21 protein-coding genes and 1 riboswitch are annotated in these 19363 nt (G+C 46.9%); of the genes, 10 read left to right on the top strand and 11 right to left on the bottom strand.

The features are described from left to right. Positions 1-16: 16 nt before the first annotated feature. The 3 genes from ZMTM_RS12655 to ZMTM_RS12645 form a co-directional block, all read right to left on the bottom strand. Positions 17-1126 (bottom strand): efflux RND transporter periplasmic adaptor subunit, encoded by a 1110-nt coding sequence (locus ZMTM_RS12655; protein WP_221764185.1) that lies wholly within the window; start codon positions 1124-1126, stop codon positions 17-19. 34 nt (positions 1127-1160) lie between these two features. Next, positions 1161-1805, bottom strand: coding sequence for a TetR/AcrR family transcriptional regulator (locus ZMTM_RS12650; RefSeq protein ID WP_221764184.1), 645 nt, complete (start codon positions 1803-1805; stop codon positions 1161-1163). A 157-nt stretch (positions 1806-1962) separates the two neighbouring features. Continuing rightward, entirely contained in the window at positions 1963-2655 is a 693-nt protein-coding gene (locus ZMTM_RS12645) for a protein-L-isoaspartate O-methyltransferase family protein (RefSeq protein ID WP_221764183.1), read from the bottom strand. 144 nt (positions 2656-2799) lie between these two features. After that, a riboswitch (TPP riboswitch) is annotated at positions 2800-2909 on the top strand. 63 nt (positions 2910-2972) lie between these two features. Here ZMTM_RS12645 and thiC point away from each other — a divergent pair. From thiC to mutY, 7 genes are all read left to right on the top strand, one after another. Further along, positions 2973-4868 carry a phosphomethylpyrimidine synthase ThiC gene (thiC, locus tag ZMTM_RS12640; protein ID WP_221764182.1) on the top strand — a complete coding sequence of 632 codons (1896 nt, stop codon included), beginning with the start codon at positions 2973-2975 and terminating at the stop codon, positions 4866-4868. A 124-nt stretch (positions 4869-4992) separates the two neighbouring features. Next, positions 4993-6282, top strand: a complete 1290-nt coding sequence (locus tag ZMTM_RS12635) for a pseudouridine synthase (RefSeq protein ID WP_221764181.1) — start codon at positions 4993-4995, stop codon at positions 6280-6282. A gap of 56 nt (positions 6283-6338) precedes the next feature. Continuing rightward, positions 6339-6728, top strand: coding sequence for a YidB family protein (locus tag ZMTM_RS12630; RefSeq protein ID WP_221764180.1), 390 nt, complete (start codon positions 6339-6341; stop codon positions 6726-6728). 29 nt (positions 6729-6757) lie between these two features. Next, the gene (locus ZMTM_RS12625) at positions 6758-7558 is read left to right on the top strand and encodes an undecaprenyl-diphosphate phosphatase (protein WP_221764179.1); all 801 of its coding nucleotides are present in this window, start codon (positions 6758-6760) and stop codon (positions 7556-7558) included. A 24-nt stretch (positions 7559-7582) separates the two neighbouring features. Then, positions 7583-8209, top strand: coding sequence for an exopolysaccharide biosynthesis protein (locus ZMTM_RS12620; RefSeq protein WP_221764178.1), 627 nt, complete (start codon positions 7583-7585; stop codon positions 8207-8209). A gap of 51 nt (positions 8210-8260) precedes the next feature. After that, a complete protein-coding gene (locus tag ZMTM_RS12615) occupies positions 8261-10624 on the top strand; it encodes an AsmA family protein (protein WP_221764177.1) in 2364 nt (787 codons plus the stop codon). Between the two features lie 18 nt (positions 10625-10642). Continuing rightward, positions 10643-11677, top strand: a complete 1035-nt coding sequence (mutY, locus tag ZMTM_RS12610) for an A/G-specific adenine glycosylase (RefSeq protein WP_221764176.1) — start codon at positions 10643-10645, stop codon at positions 11675-11677. Between the two features lie 157 nt (positions 11678-11834). On the opposite strand, the gene fae is transcribed toward mutY, so the two are convergent. The 3 genes from fae to ZMTM_RS12595 all read right to left on the bottom strand — a co-directional run bounded on the left by fae (position 11835) and on the right by ZMTM_RS12595 (position 13109). After that, positions 11835-12386, bottom strand: a complete 552-nt coding sequence (gene fae / locus ZMTM_RS12605) for a formaldehyde-activating enzyme (RefSeq protein ID WP_221764175.1) — start codon at positions 12384-12386, stop codon at positions 11835-11837. A gap of 95 nt (positions 12387-12481) precedes the next feature. Then, positions 12482-12934, bottom strand: coding sequence for a GNAT family N-acetyltransferase (locus ZMTM_RS12600; protein ID WP_221764174.1), 453 nt, complete (start codon positions 12932-12934; stop codon positions 12482-12484). Beyond that, complete coding sequence (locus ZMTM_RS12595) at positions 12918-13109, bottom strand: hypothetical protein (protein ID WP_221765737.1); 192 nt, start codon at positions 13107-13109, stop codon at positions 12918-12920. Before ZMTM_RS12595 ends, ZMTM_RS12600 begins: the two co-directional genes overlap by 17 nt. 126 nt (positions 13110-13235) lie before the next feature. Here ZMTM_RS12595 and ZMTM_RS12590 point away from each other — a divergent pair, with 126 nt between their 5' ends. After that, on the top strand, positions 13236-13613 hold the full coding sequence (locus tag ZMTM_RS12590; RefSeq protein ID WP_221764173.1) for a DoxX family protein: 378 nt from the start codon (positions 13236-13238) through the stop codon (positions 13611-13613). Between the two features lie 70 nt (positions 13614-13683). Here ZMTM_RS12590 and ispH read toward each other — a convergent pair whose 3' ends face one another. From ispH to ZMTM_RS12575, 3 genes are read right to left on the bottom strand one after another with little or no spacing between them, the layout of a single operon-like run. Then, positions 13684-14637 (bottom strand): 4-hydroxy-3-methylbut-2-enyl diphosphate reductase, encoded by a 954-nt coding sequence (gene ispH / locus ZMTM_RS12585; protein ID WP_221764172.1) that lies wholly within the window; start codon positions 14635-14637, stop codon positions 13684-13686. Positions 14638-14653: 16 nt separating this feature from the next. Further along, a complete protein-coding gene (locus ZMTM_RS12580; RefSeq protein ID WP_221764171.1) occupies positions 14654-15568 on the bottom strand; it encodes a CobD/CbiB family protein in 915 nt (304 codons plus the stop codon). Beyond that, positions 15565-16143 carry an AraC family transcriptional regulator gene (locus ZMTM_RS12575; RefSeq protein WP_221764170.1) on the bottom strand — a complete coding sequence of 193 codons (579 nt, stop codon included), beginning with the start codon at positions 16141-16143 and terminating at the stop codon, positions 15565-15567. The genes ZMTM_RS12580 and ZMTM_RS12575 overlap by 4 nt, the downstream gene beginning before the upstream one ends. A gap of 191 nt (positions 16144-16334) precedes the next feature. Here ZMTM_RS12575 and purU point away from each other — a divergent pair, with 191 nt between their 5' ends. Continuing rightward, on the top strand, positions 16335-17192 hold the full coding sequence (gene purU / locus ZMTM_RS12570) for a formyltetrahydrofolate deformylase (RefSeq protein WP_221764169.1): 858 nt from the start codon (positions 16335-16337) through the stop codon (positions 17190-17192). 62 nt (positions 17193-17254) lie between these two features. Here purU and lysA read toward each other — a convergent pair whose 3' ends face one another. Both lysA and lptM read right to left on the bottom strand, forming a co-directional pair. Then, complete coding sequence (lysA, locus tag ZMTM_RS12565) at positions 17255-18499, bottom strand: diaminopimelate decarboxylase (RefSeq protein ID WP_221764168.1); 1245 nt, start codon at positions 18497-18499, stop codon at positions 17255-17257. An 11-nt stretch (positions 18500-18510) separates the two neighbouring features. Further along, positions 18511-18681: an LPS translocon maturation chaperone LptM gene (gene lptM, locus ZMTM_RS12560; RefSeq protein ID WP_221764167.1), complete on the bottom strand. Its 171-nt coding sequence runs from the start codon at positions 18679-18681 to the stop codon at positions 18511-18513. Between the two features lie 171 nt (positions 18682-18852). Between lptM and ZMTM_RS12555 the strand changes: the two genes are divergently transcribed. Next, on the top strand, positions 18853-19362 hold the full coding sequence (locus tag ZMTM_RS12555; RefSeq protein WP_318840505.1) for a type IV pilin protein: 510 nt from the start codon (positions 18853-18855) through the stop codon (positions 19360-19362). Position 19363 lies beyond the last annotated feature (1 nt).

Below are 19363 nucleotides of genomic sequence, written 5' to 3'. Positions count from 1 at the left end.
GTTGTCTATCAGTTGGCTATTGGTTGATGTGGGCAGCTACAGGTGTGACTACCTGGCCAGCCACCAGCGCGTGCACGCCAGCAACTACGATGGTCTCGCCCTCACTCAAGCCGCTGCTTACGGTTACGCCTGATTCAGTATAGGGGCCAACACTGATACTTCTTGGTTGTACTTTGTGTGTTTTATCGTCCACCACCCAAGCCAGTGTTGTGCCATTTTGTTCCGTGACTGCCGAGCTGGGGATGGTGTAGCTGTGGCTTTCTTCGCTTGCGTTGCTATTGGCAGGGCTAGGTAATTTCACACCTGCGGTCATGCCCATATGAATGCCCGCATCAGGATTGGTGACGCTCACACGTACATTGAAAGTGCGCGTCAGGCTGTCTGCTGAAGGCGATATTTCTCGTATTTTTCCCGCATAGGGTTTGCTACGGTCAGCCCAAAGCCTCACTGCGGTTGCGCTACCTGCCGCAAGGTTTTTGATGCGTGATTCAGGCACTGCAATCAACACTTCCAGCACATCGGGCACCGCTACTTTTGCAACCGTTTCGCCACTGGAAACCACTTGGCCAGGCTCGGCGTGTATTTCTGTAATCACGCCATCACGCTCTGCAATCAGTGAGGTGTATTGAGATTGGTGTTTTGCCACATCTGCATCAGCACGTAATTGCGCAACGCGAGCAGCTGTTGCTTTTGCTTTTGCATCAAAACTATCAAGGGCGGCAGCGGAGATAAAGTTGCGCTTGAGCAGTTGGCTTTGTCTTTCATAATCTGCTTTGGCAAGTGCGGAGTCTGCTTCAGCGGCGCGTATTTGTGCTTCTGCCGAGGCTAATGCCAGCCCAGTATCCGCAGTATCAAGTACAGCCAGTACCTGGCCTTTTTTCACAATATCGCCTACTTCAACTTTGCGTGCGGTGATCTTGCCACCTATGCGAAAGCCTTGTGCGGATTCAAATCTGGGGCGCACTTCACCAACCAACCAGCCTTCTTGTGCGCTTGATGAAGCATCTATTTGCATGGTGAGCGCAGGCCGTGGAGGCGGCTCGGCAGGCTCGGGTCGTTTGCAAGCGACAAGCGGAGTGGCTAACAGGATTAACAGTGCTAATTTTTTATTGATGTGCATGATCATGAGCGTTTTCTAAAATATGGTTTCAATAGATTCGTTACATCTTTGTTTGGTCTGCTCGCAAAATGCCGATCATCAGCGTTTCGCGCATCATTTGGATACGTTCTGCAATTGGCCGCCACTCCACCCAGTCATCATTGCCTTTGCTGATTTGCAATGAACATGCGCCGTGAATGCCTGCCCATAAGGTTTGCGAAATCAGGTCTACATTGGTTAGCTCAGGCCGAAAGTGTCCACCTTCAAATGCATCCTGAACGATAGATTTCAGCTGTGCGTATGCGTCCTGCTCGGGGTTGCCGCGATGAATCATTTTTAGTTCTGTTTTGTCGATGACTGGCTGTGGTGTCATGAACATCAGGCGGTAGTGGTTGGGGTGGCTAAGCGCGAATTCCGCATATCCGTCGCACAACATGCTCAGCCGCTGGCGTACGTCATGGATGCCTATGATGGATTGCAAACCCGCTGCCAATGCCAGAAAGTCGGTTTCGCACAGGGCGCGCAAAATATCGTCTTTATCTTTGAAATGCAGATATAGCGCGGTCGGCGAGTATCCGATGCGTTTTGCAATTTCGCGCATGGTGGTGGCTTCCACGCCGCGCTCTACAAATAGTTCGCGAGCAGCATCCAGAATGCTGGTATGTAGTTGCAGGCGCTCATCGGCGGTTTTGTGCTTGGGTGGCATGAGTAGGCTTAAAAATTAACTTAACGTTGTTAATTAAACATTGTTAAGTTAACGCCGTCAAGTTATCTTTTGTGTTGGATGGTATGACTAGGGAATAATGATTGCGCGAGCAATAAAAAAGGCGGCTAAAAAGCCGCCCCTCTTACTTGTCTGAAAATCAGAAGCTGAATCGGTCTGGTTGCAGTGCGTTAGATAATATAGGCAGGGCAGTTTCAAACAGCACATCGCGTTTAAAACCATCTTCTGAAATGCGCCTGATCATGATGGCCTGCATGGCTGGCAGATCGCCGACTACAACAAACATACGGCCACCAATCGCAAGTGATTGCTGCGCATGGGTTGGGCTAAGGGGCAATGAACCACCAAACACAATCACATCGTAAGGGCCATGTGCTGTCCAGCCATTGGCGGCATCGCCAATTTCCAGCGTGACGTTGTTGATGTTGTGGTCTTGCAGTCTTTTGTCTGCTTGGTAGCTGAGGTCGGGCATGATCTCAACGCTATACACATGTGCAGCTTGGCTTGCCAGCAGTGCAGTTAGATACCCGCTGCCAGTCCCAATTTCTAAAACCTTGTCAGTTTTCTTGATTTCCAGCGCCTGCATAATGCGGCCTTCAATCTTGGGTGAAAGCATGAGTTCGCCATTGCCCAGCGGTATTTCGAGGTCAGCGAAAGCCAGTCCGCTGTATTGCACTGGCACAAAATTTTCGCGCGGCACTTTTTTTAGCAGATCAAGCACATTGCCATCCAGCACTTCCCAAGTGCGGATTTGCTGTTCAATCATGTTGAAGCGGGCTTGTTCAACGGCCTCTGCTGTATTGAATGGGGTAGAAACTGGCTGTGTATGCATACGCAATTCCGTCATGAAAACTATTCAAAAAATGATTATAGCCCAATATCCGTAAGTGTTTAGTTTGCAAGCTCTTTACAGGTGAATCTATGCTTCGATTACTAGTTTAAACTTGCTTTTATTGCAAGTTTCGCGTAATTTCGAGGGTATTGCTAGGGGTCTATTTTGACAGTGATGCATGTCAACAATAGTGAGATACACCCTTTGAACCTGATGCGGGTAATGCCGCCGTAGGAAAGCAGAAATGATGCTTTTCTACTGTTTAACCAGTAGGGAAGCCAGTCAAGCTCCTTACGATACTGCCCTCAAGGAGCACCATGAATACCATCGATAAAAACCTGCATGCTAAATTTGACGGCGAAACCGCTGAGATTGATGCAGGCACCACACAGCCTTTTGCCAAGTCACGTAAAGTTTATATTGAAGGTTCGCGCCCAGATATTCGCGTGCCGTTCCGTGAGATTTCATTGTCAGATACGCCATCTATGTTCGGCGCTGGCAAAGATGAGAAGAACCCGCCTGTCATGGTCTATGACACATCAGGCCCCTATACTGATCCAACAATCAGCATCGATATCCGCAATGGCTTGCCAGCCATGCGTGCAAAGTGGATTGAAGAACGTAACGATACCGAGCAACTAGATGGCCCAAGCTCTGAGTTTGGCCAACAACGTAAAACTGACCCTGCTCTTACCGCAATGCGTTTCAACCTGACGCGCAAACCACGCCGCGCCAAAGCTGGTATGAATGTCAGCCAGATGCATTACGCACGTAAAGGCATCATCACGCCGGAGATGGAATACATCGCCATCCGTGAAAACCAGCGCCGCGAAAACATGAGCGAATTGTTGCAAACGCAGCATAAAGGCCATGATTTTGGCGCGAGCATCCCTAAAGTGATTACGCCAGAATTCGTGCGTAGTGAAGTAGCCCTTGGCCGCGCGATTATTCCGTTGAACATTAACCACCCTGAAATCGAGCCGATGATCATTGGCCGTAATTTCCTGGTGAAGATCAATGCCAATATCGGCAACTCTGCGCTAGGCTCTTCAATTACTGAAGAAGTAGAAAAAATGGTCTGGGGCACCCGTTGGGGTGGCGATACCGTGATGGATTTGTCTACGGGCAAAAACATCCACGAAACGCGCGAATGGATCATTCGCAATTCACCCGTGCCGATTGGTACAGTTCCGATCTATCAGGCGCTGGAAAAGGTCAACGGCAAGGCCGAAGAGCTGACTTGGGAAATTTTCCGCGACACCCTGATTGAGCAAGCTGAACAAGGCGTGGATTACTTCACTATCCATGCGGGTGTTCGTTTGGCTTACATCCCAATGACTGCCAAGCGCATGACGGGTATCGTGTCGCGCGGTGGTTCGATTATGGCGAAATGGTGTCTGGCGCATCATAAAGAAAGCTTCCTTTACGAGCACTTTGAAGACATCTGCGAAATCATGAAGGCTTACGATGTGAGCTTCTCACTCGGTGATGGCCTGCGTCCGGGTTCTATTTACGATGCCAATGATGAAGCGCAATTTGCCGAGCTGAAAACACTAGGTGAGTTGACACAGATCGCTTGGAAGCACGACGTACAGTGCATGATCGAAGGTCCAGGCCACGTGCCTATGCACTTGATCAAGGAAAACATGGAGCTGCAACTGGAACACTGTGGTGAAGCTCCGTTCTACACACTAGGTCCATTAACCACCGACATTGCGCCAGGTTATGACCATATCACTTCGGGCATAGGCGCCGCCATGATCGGTTGGTACGGCTGTGCCATGCTGTGTTACGTCACACCAAAAGAGCATTTGGGCTTGCCAGATAAAGAAGATGTGCGTGTTGGTATCATCACTTACAAGATCGCCGCCCACGCTGCTGACTTGGCTAAGGGTCATCCGGGTGCGCAAATCCGCGACAACGCACTTTCAAAAGCACGTTTCGAATTTCGCTGGGAAGATCAATTTAATTTGGGTCTAGATCCAGAAAAAGCCAAGGAATTCCACGACGAAACCCTGCCACAAGAAGGCGCCAAACAAGCGCATTTCTGCTCCATGTGCGGCCCGCATTTCTGCTCCATGAAAATTTCGCAAGATGTACGCGACTATGCAGCCGAGCAAGGTGTTTCAGAACAGGAAGCCCTGCAAAAAGGCATGCAGGAAAAAGCCATTGAGTTTGTGAAAAAGGGCTCAGAGGTTTATCAGAAAGTCTAACGACTAAATTGCCCAACAAAAAAGCAGGCCTAGTGCCTGCTTTTTTGTTGCTGAAACCCCTAGCGGCGATAGCGGGTATAATCTGTTTTTATATTCAATCTATAGCGCAAGCTATTTCAAGCCCTTGACTACTTTAAAGCTCAACAAAAAATCTACTGACCAAGCCGCGGTTAAAGCCGAAAAAGCGCCTGTGCGGCGGGCTGATCCTGCGAAACGTCAGCGAGGCGCTGCACCAGCGAGGCCTGCCTCCGATAAATCTTTTAAAGATAGATCGTCTGAAAGCAAGCCAGCGGCAACGCGTCAGCGTAACCATCGCTATGACGGTACTTTGCGTGACGCACCTGCCCCTAGAGAAGTAGCAGAATTAGAGCAAAAAATACCAGCTCAAACGTCAGAGGCTCCAGCACCAGAGATTAGTGTTAAACAGCAAGCCCCTAAAAACCGAGATTCTGATAGCCGCGCACCAGCGCAAAGACCTTTGCAGCGCGGCGAGTTCAAGCGTGATGAATTTAAACGCAATGAGTTTAAGCAGCGCGAATCTAGGCCATTTGCTCCACGTGATCCATCAGGCCGTGATACACCGCGCCGTGGTGGCAAGGCTAGAGATGGTTTTGAGCAAGGTTCTTTTAATAATAATCGCGCAACCAACCCCATGTTTTCGGGTAAACCAGAGGCAAGTAATGCCGACCAGCCAAGGTTATCCAAGCGTATGGCTGAGCTAGGCTTGTGCTCACGCCGTGAAGCGGATGACTGGATTGTGAACGGCTGGGTGAAGGTGGATGGCGTAGTAATGAATACTTTGGGTACACGCATTGACCCAAATGCCAATATCGAGATCAGCAAGCAGGCGCAACAATATCAATCTGAGATTGTCACAATTTTATTGAATAAGCCAATTGGCTATGTTTCTGGTCAGGCTGAAGATGGCTACCAGCCTGCGATAGTCCTTGTGCATCCCGATAATCAATGGACAGAAGACCCAACCAAAACCGTATTCCAGCGCACGCATTTGCAAGGCTTGGCACCTGCCGGTCGTCTGGATATTGATTCCACTGGTTTGCTCGTGCTCACGCAAGATGGCCGAGTGGCGAGGCATTTGATTGGTGAGGATTCCAGTGTTGAAAAAGAATATCTGGTGCGTGTAGAAGGTGAGTTGAGCGAACGGAATCTTAAGCTGCTCAACTTCGGATTGTCACTTGACGGTGTTACGCTAAAGCCTGCAAAAGTCTCATGGCAGAATGAAGACCAGCTCAGGTTTGTATTACGTGAAGGGCGTAAACGCCAGATTCGCCGTATGTGTGAATTAGTCGGGTTGACCGTAGTTGGCCTTAAACGCATACGCATCGGCAGCGTAACACTTGGCCAATTGCCTGTGGGTACTTGGCGTTATTTAAGACCTGATGAACGCTTCTAGTGCAAGAAAACAGGCACAACAAAACTAGTGCAAGAAAAATAGTAAGGTAAGAAAAAATGGGTTTATTTGATCGTATTTCTGGCTCAGTCATTAACAAATTATCAGGTGAACATGCCCCTAAAGTACAAGCTGCACTAGATTTGTTGAGCCAGCATGGTGGTTTGCCTGGTGTATTAGCTAAGTTTAGTGATGCTGGTTTTGAAGCACAGGTTGAATCGTGGATTGGTGATGGCGCAAACCTGCCACTCACCGCCGCGCAAGTCAAAAAAGCGCTGGGCGAAGATACCTTGACTGAAATCGGCAATAAATTCGACCTGCGTAGCAAAGAGGTTGCAGTATTGCTCGCAGACTATCTACCAAGAGTCGTGGATAAACTCACACATGATGGCAAAGTGCCGCAAAGCCAATCTGCTTTGATGATGCGCGCAGTGTCATTATTAAAATAATCACTTAATCTTTTTGGACAAAATCATCGATGGAAATCCTCATACTCTTTAAAGCATTCATTCTCGGTCTGGTAGAAGGCGCAACAGAATTCATCCCCGTCAGTAGCACAGGCCACCTGATTATCGCAGGTGACCTACTCAATTTTAATGATGAGCGCGGCAAGGTATTTGAGATCGTCATCCAGCTGGGCGCGATACTCGCGGTGTGCTGGCAATATCGCGAAAAATTTAGCCATGTGTTATTCAACCTGACTAAAGAACAAGCCTCGCAGCGTTTGGTGGTCAACTTGCTGATTGCATTTATGCCGGCTGCGGTGTTTGGTTTGGCCTTTCACCATGCGATTAAAGAATATTTGTTTTCTCCGATTACAGTCGCCATTGCCTTGATCACTGGCGGTATCGCCATTCTCTTTATTGAAAAACGCCTGCCAGTGGCCGATACGCAAAGCGTGGACGACATGGACTGGAAGCACGCACTTAAAGTTGGCTTTGCTCAATGTTTGGCATTGTTCCCTGGGGTTTCGCGTTCAGGCGCAACTATCATGGGCGGCTTGCTGTTTGGGTTATCGCGCAAAACAGCCACCGAGTTTTCATTCTTTTTGGCCGTGCCCATCATGGTTGCCGCCACAATATTAGATGTCTATAAAAGTGGCGGTCTGTTATCAAAAGACGACATCGGCATATTCGCTGTGGGTTTTATCACAGCCTTTGTCAGTGCATTGATTGCCATCCGTGTGCTGATTCGCTATGTAGCGCAGCATGATTTCAAGGCTTTCGCTTGGTATCGCATTGCGTTTGGCATCGTTGTACTTGCCTATTATTTGTATTAAACGGTTCTTGATAAGCCCTCACGTTTGACTACTTACAAAAATATCATAGCCATTTTGAATGGCTTTGCCGAGCAATCAAAAACGCAACCGCTCACTTTGGGCGAAGCGTTAGATACGCTGGATAAAACGGCTTACACACTGATTGCCCTGATACTGGTCTTGCCCTTTATGCAGCCTGTTCCACTGGGGCCATTGACGGTGATTGGTGGTTTTACTTTCGCGATTCTGGGCTGGCAGATGTGGCGTGGCAATGAGTCTCCCGTGTTGCCGCAGCAGATCAATAAAATCGCTATGAGTGAAAAGACCTGGCGAATTTTAGGCAAGGTTTGCATCAAGTTGGTCTGGTTTTGTACGCGATTTACTCGTCCACGCTTCCCTTTTTTAGTCGAAGGTGAGCGAGGCAAAAAAATCGGCGCCTTCATTTTGATTACTGCAGGCGGATTGATGGCTATACCGTTTCTCATACTGCCATTCAATAATGTATTGCCAGGCTTCGCGATTCTTTTTTACTGTATTAGCCAGTTCGAAGATGATGGTTTGATGGTATTTATTAGTTTCTTCTGGCTGGTGTTTACCACTGTTTATTTTGCAGCATTTGCCTTTGCTGCCTGGTATTGGGGCTCTGCTGCGGTCATGCGTTGGCTTTCATAAAAACGCGAACTGCGGCTAGATTAAGAGTCAGTTGAATTTGAGGAGCGCAACATGAACAAAGCATTTAAGTACACGCTATTCACCCTTACAGGCTTGCTACTACTCGTCATTCTATTTGCAGGCTATATCGCAGCAACGTTCAACCCCAATGATTACAAGCCTCTGATTATCAAGCTGGTGCAAGATAAAAAGCAGCGCACATTGCATCTGGACGGTGACATCAAGCTCGCTTTTTGGCCAAAAATCGGTGCGAATCTCGGTAAATTATCCATTTCTGAACATAATAGCGAAGCCATCTTTGCCTCGGTTGAAGGCGTGAAAGTCTCGCTGGCGTTGTTGCCCTTACTGAAAAAAGAGTTGGTGGTGGATACCATTTATGTGGATGGCGCACAGGCCAATATCATCCGCTACAAAGATGGCACGACCAATTTCGATGATCTGATGAGCAAGGATGAAGAAGACTCCCAGCAGATCAAGTTTGATATTGATGGCGTGAAAATCAGCAAATCTGCCCTCGCTTTTGACGATCAGCAGGCCGATGCAAAATACAGCATCAGCAATCTTAATTTGACGACAGGCCATGTGGCGCTTGCAACGCCGTTTGATATGGCGACCGACTTCACATTAGAGGCCAGCAAACCAAAGCTAAAAGTTGACGCCGAACTCAAAGGCAATTTCATGGCTGACCCAGATAACAAGCACTTTGTGGCTAAAGGCCTAGCTGCAAAACTAGCAGGTGATCTTGCAACTTTGACCAAAGCAGAAATCACGCTAGCTGGTGATATTGATGCCAAAGCAGAAAACATGGAATTACTGGTAGAGGGTTTGAAGCTGGCAGCTAAGGGTAATCTGGATGGTGCCTCTGTGAATGCTGAGCTTGCCATGCCTAGTTTAAAAGTAGAAAACAACACAGTCAGCGGTAAAAGTGCCCAGGTCAGCCTATCGCAAGAAAAAGGGAGCGATACTTTAAAAGCCACATTGCTGTTGGCTGATGTTACAGGCTCGCCAACTGCTGTGCAGAGCAGCAGTATTAGTGGCGATCTTTCAGCTAAACAGGGCGCGCGTGAAATTACAGGCAAGTTCTCGTCACCATTCACGGGCAATATTGAAAAGTTGATTTTTGATTTGCCCAAGCTTGCGGGCCAAGTGCAATTGAAAGACGCGACATTTCCCAATGGCGGCATTCAAGCCGATTTTTTACTGAATGCGCATGCTGACATCAAGCAAGAGCAAATCACTAGCAGCCTTAAGCTGAATTTCGATCAGACCAAGGTAAGCGGCAATGTGGGGATGATTCATTTTGTCCAGCCGACTTATCATTTTGATGTGGATATTGATAAGCTAGATGCCGATAAGTACATCACCAAATCTGAAAGCAAGACACCTGCCGTAAAACCCAATCCAGATGCGCCTGTCGATTTAAGTGCCCTGAAACACATTAACGCTAATGGTGAGTTGCGCATAGGCTGGCTCAAGCTTGCTAATGTGAAATCTACCAACGTGCGCATCAAGCTGCAGGCAGATGATGGCGTGGCACAGTTAGCACCGTTTTCTGCGCAACTTTATGAAGGCAACATGAATGGCTCGCTCAAGGTGGACGCGCGCAGCACGCCTGTGATTTCAGTCAAACAAAGCATGACAGGCATTGCCATTGGCCCGTTACTCACTGACGCGATTAATAACGATATGTTGAGCGGAAAGGGCACGTTAAATCTTGATGTAACAACACAAGGTGCAACGGTAGGCGTGCTAAAAAAGTCGCTCAACGGTAGCGCTTCGCTCAATCTGGCTGATGGGGCAGTGAAGGGCATTGATATCGCGGGCACAATCCGCGGCGTAAAAGATAAGCTGAGCGCTTTTAAGTCTGAAACCAAGATAGCTGGCGATAAAACTCAAAAGACCGACTTTAGCGAAATGGTCGCCAGTTTCAATATTAAAAACGGCGTGGCGCACAATGAAGACTTGAGTATGAAAGCGCCGCTGTTTCGCATTACAGGCAACGGCGACATTGATATTGCCAACGAAACCCTCAATTACACCGCCAAGCCAACTATCGTTAATTCACTCAAAGGCCAGGGTGGTAAAGATCTGGATGATTTGAACGGGCTCACTGTCCCCGTCAAACTCTCTGGCACGTTCGCCAAGCCCGAATACAAGATAGATTTCGCCTCGCTTGCTACTGGTGTTGCGCAGAAAAAACTGCTGGATAAAGTAGGTGGCAGCCAAGGCGAAGCACTTAAAAATCTGGTGGGTGGTAATAAACAGGATGCCTTGAAATCATTGCTCGGTGGTAATAAAAAGCAGGATGCCGCACCAGCGAATTCGGCTACGCAAGTCGCACCTCCGCCAGAACAAAAGCCAGAAACTGCCGAAGACAAAGCCAAGAAAAAACTGAATAAGCTTCTTGGGTTTTGATTTTAGAATTGTGCGTATATGAGTGAGTTCGCAACCCGCCTGATTGCCTGGCAAAAAGTGCATGGCCGCCACGATCTGCCTTGGCAGAACACACGTGACCCTTATGCTATCTGGGTGTCCGAAATCATGTTGCAGCAGACGCAAGTCACCGCCGTGATTGGCTATTACGCTAAATTCATGCAGCGCTTTCCTGATATTGCTACCCTCGCCAATGCAACGCAAGAAGAGGTGCTGCAATATTGGAGTGGCCTAGGCTACTACTCGCGCGCGCGAAATTTACACAAGGCTGCGCAAACTATCATGGCGGAACATGGTGGGCAATTCCCTCAAGACTTTGAGGTCATCCAGCAGTTATCTGGCATAGGTCGCTCAACAGCGGCGGCGATAGCTTCATTTGCGTTTAATCAGCCCCAGACTATCTTGGACGGCAACGTCAAACGTGTGCTGGCACGCCACTATCTGGTGGAGGGTTGGCCAGGTCTGCCCAAAGTAGAAAAACAGCTATGGGTTTTAGCAGAGGGTTTGCTACCAGAGCACGGTATGGTAGCCTATACCCAAGGATTGATGGACTTGGGTGCCACGCTTTGTACCAGGTCGAAACCTAAATGCCTGTTGTGCCCACTTAACTCAACTTGCAGCGCATATCAACAAAATCGCGTCAAAGAGTTACCAGCTTCAAAACCACGCAAAGTTAGTCCACAAAAGCAGACGACCATGCTGTTATTGCTTAATGGAAATGAAGTGATGCTTGAAAAGCGACCTTCTAGTGGCATTTGGGGCGGCTTATGGAGCCTGCCAGAAATTGGTATGCACGAGATTGCCGTTGAAGTCGCTGCCAGCCGATTTGGCTTGCAGACCGAAGTAGAAGAACCTTTGCCTCTCGTTAACCATGCTTTTACTCATTTCAAGCTTGAAATCACGCCGCAGCCACTTCAACTTCTTCACAAACCATTACAAGCAAATGCGCCGAATATTATCTGGTTACCAATAGAAGATGCCATAGACGCTGCATTACCAACACCCGTGAGAAATATTTTGAAGAGTTTGAAATAATAAAAGCAGCCTAGGCTGCTTTTATTATTTATATCTGACTGTCTGACTGATTCAAAACTTAGTCAGATATCGTGGCTGAACTAGGTGCTTGAGTGCTGACAGTACGAATAGTACGGCAAGCGAGAGCAATAACGTTCAGGCCGATATATGGCTAAGTTTAAATCTCGCCCCAGCTTTCGTCCCACATGCAATGCTTAATCTTGTGGCGATTTGCGATCAGCTCATCAATGCTCGGCTCGTCATTGAGGGCGCGCTTAAGTGCCAGCTTGATGGCTTCATAGTTGTTTTTGTACATATCGGCTTTATCTAATGTACCGACTTTTTCCAGCTCAATACAGCCTGGATCAATCCACAACAAGGCGACAATACATAAATCATTCGCTAGATCTTTAGGGATGATGCCTTCAATCACTGCATCGACAATGCCATCGGCCACAGCGGCTTGTACCACGCCACCAAACAAGCCCACATCGGTGCTACCCTTTAAAGTGACTTTAGGTACCATCATGGTGGCTGGGCGCACCAGTTGGTTGATATCACGTACAGCAAACATGGCTGTGTGGCCTTTACTTTGTGCCATCATGTTGGCAAATGCGGCGCCAACTGGGCCATCAACCGTACCTATTAGGATTTCTGGCATCGCTGCGGTAACGTCTTTGCCTTCGCTATATACAGTGGCTTCGCCAGCTTTAAAAATGATTTTTGACATGGGTGGTTTCTTTCAGTGGGGTGTGGAGATAACCCATATATTTTACCGAAGCATGTGGCTATCAGCAAACTTGAAAAGTTTAGATGGGGAAATGACTAAGAATCCAGTTTAAGTCCCATATCGCGATGTGGAATCCCTGCATCCAGATATACTTTGCTACAGATCGTGAAGCCTGCTTTTTCATAAAACCCAATTGCATGGGTTTGTGCTGATAGCGTGACTGTTGAATATTGATGTTCACGGCAGACATTGATCGCTGTGGATAATAATGCTTTGCCAATGCCTAAATTCCGCCATCCCGTCAATACTGCCATGCGTCCTATGCTGCCGTTTTCTAGTACCCGTGCGCACCCAATTGGCTTGGATTCTGAGCCTGTGGCTAAGAGATGAATCGCTGATGCGTCTTGCTCATCCCATTCGAGCTCGACAGGTACAAGCTGTTCGTTGATAAATACTTGCTCCCGGATAGTTTTCAGGGCGGTCTGGCTGGCCTGCCATGTAGTTGTTTGCACCGTGAACAATGGCTGTGATTTATTCTGATTCTGCATCAATCTTCTTTTTGGTATCTTCAGTATTTTGCTGCACTGTGCCATCTACAGCTTTGGCTTTATCTAATACATTGCGTGCATCTTCAGCGATCTTAGGCGTGTTGTCTGGCGCAGGCGAACATGCGCTAAGCATTGCCATACAACAAACAATGTAGATTATTGGGATTTTAGACATTTGAACCTCCAGACTTTTGCAAAGATGTAAGCAATTGTTGCAGCATGTCTAGCTTACGGGCATGATGCCGATGTTGCAATTAAACCTACATTCACAATCGCAGTTAGATTGATTAAGAGAGTCGTTATGAATAAATTCATTAGTTTTATTGGCCGTATTTTACTTTCCCAGATTTTTCTAGGTGCAGTCGTGATTAAGTTGCTTTCTATTATTAGCGACCCAGACGGCTATACCAAATACCAGATGCTGCTGGCCAATCTCAATTTGCCTGGCGTTTTTGCTCCGCTATTTATCCTGATACAGATTATCGGTGGCTTAGCCTTGTTTTTTGGCTATAAAACCAAGATAGCTGCTTATGTGATGGGTGTGTTCTCATTGTTTCTTGCCTACATACTTGGCTTCCAACTTGAGATATTGATGTTGTACCTAGCGATTGCTGGCGGATTATTCACATTGGCTGTGAATCCACAAACGCCTTGGGCTTTGGATAACTTGAAGAAATAGGTATGTAACTTCAAAACAATAAAAAATGGCGCTTCAAGCGCCATTTTTTATTGTTTTCATTGCTCAGCGATTAAGCTGCAGTAAGGTTTCTTGGTAACTGGAATACCACGTTTTCAATCACGCCTTGCAGTTCGTTGACCTCAGCATTCGTCAGCAACTGCAATTTTGCAATCACCTCTTTTACCAACACTTCAGGGGCAGAAGCGCCCGCCGATATGCCAATACGTTTTTTGCCTATGATCCAGCTAGGATCCAAATGCGTGGCGTTATCTACCATATAAGACTCTATGCCTTGGTTTTGCGCGACTTCGCGCAGGCGGTTAGAGTTTGAGCTATTGGGTGAGCCGACCACAATGACTAAGTCACAATCTTTTGCCAGAACCTTAACGGCATCTTGCCGGTTCTGGGTGGCGTAGCAAATTGAATCACTGCGTGGTGGGCTGATTTGAGGGAATTTCTCTTTAAGAGCGCTCACAATTGAGGCTGCATCATCTATTGAAAGTGTCGTTTGGGTGACGTAAGCCAACTTAGCTGGGTCGCGTACTTCCAAAGACGCAACATCATCAGGCGTTTCAACCAGGTACATACTTGGCTTGCCATCGCTTGCTTGCACTTGACCCATCGTCCCTTCGACTTCTGGGTGGCCTTTGTGGCCAATCATGATAATTTCGCGACCAGCAGCCAGCATTCTAGCCACTTCAACATGCACTTTAGTGACCAGCGGGCAAGTGGCATCGAACACACGCAACCCGCGAGATTCAGCATCTGCGCGCACGTCCTTTGAAACGCCGTGTGCACTGAATATGACTGTGTTGCCCGTTGGCACTTCATCTAACTCTTCTATGAATACAGCGCCTTTGCGCTTCAACTCATCCACGACGAATTTGTTATGAACCACTTCGTGACGTACATAGATAGGCGCGCCGAATTTCTCCAGCGCTTGTTCTACAATAATAATTGCACGATCAACCCCTGCACAAAATCCGCGTGGGTTAGCAAGGGTAATGTTTATATCACTGGCCATTTTAATTTTCTAACTTTTAGTTTCCTAGCCAGTGTGCAAATGTGAGCAGCAATAGCAGGCTCACCATGAGTACCAACACACGCCATACCAGGCCTACTGCGCTTTGTACATAATCTGCATCAGCCTCATCACCTAGGCCTAGCTCTGGCCTAAATTCCAATATGCCCCTAAACGCGAGTGGCTCGCCCAAACGCACGCCCAGTGCGCCTGCGCCACTGGCGAGAATAATGCCTATGGCTTTATCTTTCCACGCTTCAGCTTGGGTACGCCAGCAATAAACAGCGTCTTCAAAATCGCCGACTACGGCAAAACCGCCAGCGGTGACTCTGGTGGGCAGCCAGTCCAGCCATTCAAACACCTGATGTGAGAACTGATGGAATGGATTTGTTTTTTCCAGCGGCCACTCGAGTTGCAGAATGTGAGAAAGACGATAAAGCAAAGCACCAGCAGGCCCCAACAGTACAAACCAGAAAATAGGCCCAAACAAGCCATGATGCGCCCGCCGTAAAGTAGTTTCTATACTGATGCGCGCGACTTCTGCAGAGGTGTAATTGGCCGACTCTGCGCCTTCCCACTGATGTAGTAGTGCACGTGCTTGGTCAATATTGCGGTCACGCAAGGCATTAGCGATGTTTTCGGCACGCTGACTAAAATGGCTGAAGCGTAAAATTAAATAAAGCGAAACAACACCAAACAAAATACCAAGTAAGGCGTTAATCTCCAGTAATACGAAGTAGGCAAACCCGACAATTAATACGGGCAGAAACACGCCAACCAGCCATGCAATCAAACCATGCCTGCGTTTGCCACCATTGAAGTTACGCTCAAGTAAATGCGCATAAGGCAGAAATACGGATTTCAACCAGTCTGGTCGTTGATGTGGACGATAATAAGTCAGCGCAAGCGCACCGATGAGCGCGATAAAGTTCATGGGTTTAAACTTTCGGTCTTGTTTGTCTTTGCTGCATCTGGTTTTAATTGAGTAGGCAACGGTTGCTCATCGAACGGCATCTCTACACGCAAAACACTATGCTCATAAATCTCTAATGTAGGTAAATGCAAGCCAGTATTATGCTGCTTGGCGTAATCCAGTAAGGCTGAATATACCTTGCCATAAGCAAGTAATGGATGCGCCTTAATTTCAGCTACTACTACTTCACGTTTAGCTATTGTATTGACCTTGAGTGGAGGTAAAGGGTTTACGTCTTTACCTATCATAAATCCAGCTTGTGCCATCAAGTCATCATGCGGGGTAGTTCTTGGGTCTGACATCAACAACGTCACTTCAGCACCTGGCGTGATATTTTGTTTTTTGAGTTCAAACAATACTTCATCCTGTTTTTTGACCAGCTTCGAATAGACACCCTGTGCATCAAGATAAGCGTAACGGTAATCGCCCTCGCTACTTACTTGCAATGTAGCGCTAGAAAATAGACCCCACCACCAAAGCACGGCAATGACAGGTAGTAAAAAGACCAGCAAAAAGTAAGGTAGTTGTTTTTTCACATGTGGCGATATAGCTTTTGAGCCATATTTATAAGCGATACAGAGTTAAGAATAAGCCACTAAAAGATACCACAACCGCCGTAGTCTTGCACTTCCGATATGACTGTCGTGGGGCTTAATGTTGCTATAATGCAGCCTTAAGTGGAAATTCCAGCTTTCATCATCCAGACTTTGAAAATAAATGAAGCATCATGACTAAAAACACTGCAACCTTACTTGTGACCTGCCCTGACCAAAAAGGCATCGTAGCAGGCATCGCGGATTTTCTTTATCGCAATGGCGCTAACATTTTGCATGCGGACCAGCATCAGGATGCAGAAAATAATCTTTTTCTCATGCGTGTTGAATGGGACTTGAATGGCTCAGCCATACAGCCAGATAATTTTGCGGAGCGCTTTGACGAAATAGCAACGCGCTTTGATATGACTTGGCAACTGAAACTCAGTCAAAAACGCCCACGTCTAGCGATTATGGTTTCGCAATATGACCACTGTCTGGCAGATTTGTTGCACCGCCATCAAAGTGGTGAACTGGCATGTGATATTCCAGTCATTATCAGTAATCACCGTGATACTGAACGCCTTGCCAATTTCTATGGCATTCCGTTTCATCACATCGAAGTTAAAAAAGACCAAAAAGCTGAAGCTGAAGCGGCGCAGTTTGCCTTGTTCGATAGCCTTGATATTGATCTGATTGTATTAGCGCGCTATATGCAGATTCTGTCGCCCGAATTCGTCAAACGCTACCCTGAACGTATTATCAATATCCACCACTCGTTCCTCCCTGCATTTATCGGTGCGCGGCCCTACCACCGAGCCTTTGAGCGTGGCGTGAAACTGATTGGCGCTACCAGTCATTACGTGACCGAAGTGTTGGATGAGGGGCCGATTATAGAACAAGATATTGATCGTATATCGCACCGTGACCAAGTCGAAGACTTGATTCAAAAAGGACGCGATTTGGAGCGGATTGTATTATCAAGGGCAGTGCGCTGGCACATTGAAAACCGCATACTTTTATATGCAAATAAGACAGTGATTTTTGACTAGAATTTTGATAATAAAAAACCGCAGCGTAATATCTGCGGTTTTTTTTACGTCTGCTAATTATGCTAAGGAATGCGTTTTTCCAAGGCAAATAACTCTGCAACAGTTTCACGTGCGCGAATCAGGTAAGCCTTGTCACCATCAACCATCACCTCAGCAGCACGTGGGCGCGTATTGTAGTTTGAGCTCATGCTCATGCCATATGCGCCAGCTGACATAATCGCAAGCAAGTCGCCCTCTGCCAAACTTAGCATGCGGTCATGGCCTAAAAAGTCACCACTTTCACAAACTGGGCCGACTATTTCATAGACTTTGCCTTCAGTTGCTCTAGGCTTCACAGGTACAATATTGTGATAAGCATCATATAAGGCAGGGCGCATTAAATCGTTCATCGCTGCATCTACAATCGCAAAGTTTTTGGCTTCTGTTTCTTTCAGGTATTCCACTTTAGTGAGCAACAAACCTGCATTACCGACCAGGGCGCGGCCTGGTTCAAATACCAGCTTTACTTTGCGATTGCCCAGCTTTTCCAGCATGGCTTTTGCGTACACTGAAAAATCAGGCGGAGTTTCATCGTCATAACAGATGCCGATGCCACCGCCTGCATCAATATGCTTAACGTGAATGCCCGCTTCGGTGAGTTGATCCACCAGCGCGAGTACACGGTCAAACGCATCCAGAAAAGGCGAAAGCTCAGTCAACTGGGAGCCGATGTGACAATCAACACCGTGCACCTCGATATTCGGTAATTGGGCTGCATGCTGATAAAGCGCGAAGGCGCTTTCATACGCCACGCCGAATTTATTATTCTTTAAGCCAGTGGATATGTATGGGTGGGTTTTTGCGTCTACATTGGGATTCACGCGCAACGACACTGGCGCAATTTTATTCAGGCTAGCGGCTACTCTATTCAAGCGCTCAAGCTCTGCATCAGACTCCACGTTGAAACAGAAAATACCAGCTTCAAGCGCTGCGCGCATTTCAGCTTCGGTTTTACCAACACCAGAAAACACGATTTTTTTCGGGTCACCACCAGCAGCCAGCACACGATCGAGCTCACCACCTGAGACAATATCAAAACCTGCACCAAGTCGCGCAAAGAGATTAAGTATGCCGATATTCGGATTCGCTTTAACTGCAAAACAAATTAAATGATCTGTGCCCGCAAATCCTGCTTTAAAAGACTCATAAGCAGATTCAAGCACTGCTTTTGAATACACATAACAAGGCGTACAAAACTCAGCAACTAGCTTACTCAATGCAATATTTTCGGCGTGCAGTTCGCCATTTTTCAGGGTAAAGGAATTCATGCTGGATTGGATTAGGGTTGGGTAGAACTTGCTTTTTCAGTCTGCGGCTGCTGACCTTGGCTCGCTGTCTGTGGATATTTTTTCTCGGGAATGTAAAGTGGACCCTTAGTACCACATGCTGATAAAACAAGGCTTAGCAAGCATGTGGAAAAAAGCGTAGATAGATTTAAAAGCCTCAACATTATTCTTATCAACTCAAAACTATAAATTGGAATAATTTTAGCATAAAGGGAATTTCAAGCCCGATAATAATGTTGGTTTACCCTTTATACTCGGATATTTACCGATTGTCGGATACTGTTCGACTTTGTATTTTGATCTTGGCAATATTATTTTAGGAAGAAAGGGTAAAAATGCTTATTACACCGATTGCTCAAAACATCACCGACAGTTCATCACTGAGAGACTTTTACAAGACTAATTTTATGGATAGTTCCAAGAATGCAGGATTTACACTGATTGAGCTAATGATTGTTGTGGCAATTATTGGCATTCTCTCAGCTATTGCATTACCTTCCTATCAAGACTATGTGATTCGCGCAAAAATTTCCGATGCAACCTCAGAGCTATCGACAAGACGTGTACAGATGGAGCAGTTCTATCAAGACAATCATACATATGCTGGAACTCCTCTAGGTTGCGCTTCAGCTACACCTAGTAAGTATTTCACTTTTTCCTGTAATTCAACTAATACAGCAACAGCTTTTATCATTACCGCAAGTGGTATCAGCTCAATGAACGGATTTTCATACACAATCGATCAATCCAATGTGAAAGCTTCAGCTATCGCTTCCCCAGCAAAAAATTCATGGATCGCTAATAGTCCAACTTGCTGGATACTTAGAACTGGTGGAGCCTGTTAAT

The organism is Methyloradius palustris (genome assembly GCF_019703875.1).
Lineage (GTDB): Bacteria > Pseudomonadota > Gammaproteobacteria > Burkholderiales > Methylophilaceae > Methyloradius > Methyloradius palustris.
The sequence above is the reverse complement of the archived record's forward strand: the minus strand, read 5'-3'. Positions and strand labels throughout refer to the sequence as shown.

Coding starts and splice junctions, on each gene's coding strand:
- ZMTM_RS12655 (WP_221764185.1), bottom strand. CDS start 1,126: ATGATCATGCACATCAATAAAAAATTAGCACTGTTAATCCTGTTAGCC.
- ZMTM_RS12650 (WP_221764184.1), bottom strand. CDS start 1,805: ATGCCACCCAAGCACAAAACCGCCGATGAGCGCCTGCAACTACATACC.
- ZMTM_RS12645 (WP_221764183.1), bottom strand. CDS start 2,655: ATGCATACACAGCCAGTTTCTACCCCATTCAATACAGCAGAGGCCGTT.
- thiC (WP_221764182.1), top strand. CDS start 2,973: ATGAATACCATCGATAAAAACCTGCATGCTAAATTTGACGGCGAAACC.
- ZMTM_RS12630 (WP_221764180.1), top strand. CDS start 6,339: ATGGGTTTATTTGATCGTATTTCTGGCTCAGTCATTAACAAATTATCA.
- ZMTM_RS12625 (WP_221764179.1), top strand. CDS start 6,758: ATGGAAATCCTCATACTCTTTAAAGCATTCATTCTCGGTCTGGTAGAA.
- ZMTM_RS12615 (WP_221764177.1), top strand. CDS start 8,261: ATGAACAAAGCATTTAAGTACACGCTATTCACCCTTACAGGCTTGCTA.
- mutY (WP_221764176.1), top strand. CDS start 10,643: ATGAGTGAGTTCGCAACCCGCCTGATTGCCTGGCAAAAAGTGCATGGC.
- fae (WP_221764175.1), bottom strand. CDS start 12,386: ATGTCAAAAATCATTTTTAAAGCTGGCGAAGCCACTGTATATAGCGAA.
- ZMTM_RS12600 (WP_221764174.1), bottom strand. CDS start 12,934: ATGCAGAATCAGAATAAATCACAGCCATTGTTCACGGTGCAAACAACT.
- ZMTM_RS12595 (WP_221765737.1), bottom strand. CDS start 13,109: ATGTCTAAAATCCCAATAATCTACATTGTTTGTTGTATGGCAATGCTT.
- ZMTM_RS12590 (WP_221764173.1), top strand. CDS start 13,236: ATGAATAAATTCATTAGTTTTATTGGCCGTATTTTACTTTCCCAGATT.
- ispH (WP_221764172.1), bottom strand. CDS start 14,637: ATGGCCAGTGATATAAACATTACCCTTGCTAACCCACGCGGATTTTGT.
- ZMTM_RS12580 (WP_221764171.1), bottom strand. CDS start 15,568: ATGAACTTTATCGCGCTCATCGGTGCGCTTGCGCTGACTTATTATCGT.
- purU (WP_221764169.1), top strand. CDS start 16,335: ATGACTAAAAACACTGCAACCTTACTTGTGACCTGCCCTGACCAAAAA.
- lysA (WP_221764168.1), bottom strand. CDS start 18,499: ATGAATTCCTTTACCCTGAAAAATGGCGAACTGCACGCCGAAAATATT.
- lptM (WP_221764167.1), bottom strand. CDS start 18,681: ATGTTGAGGCTTTTAAATCTATCTACGCTTTTTTCCACATGCTTGCTA.
- ZMTM_RS12555 (WP_318840505.1), top strand. CDS start 18,853: ATGCTTATTACACCGATTGCTCAAAACATCACCGACAGTTCATCACTG.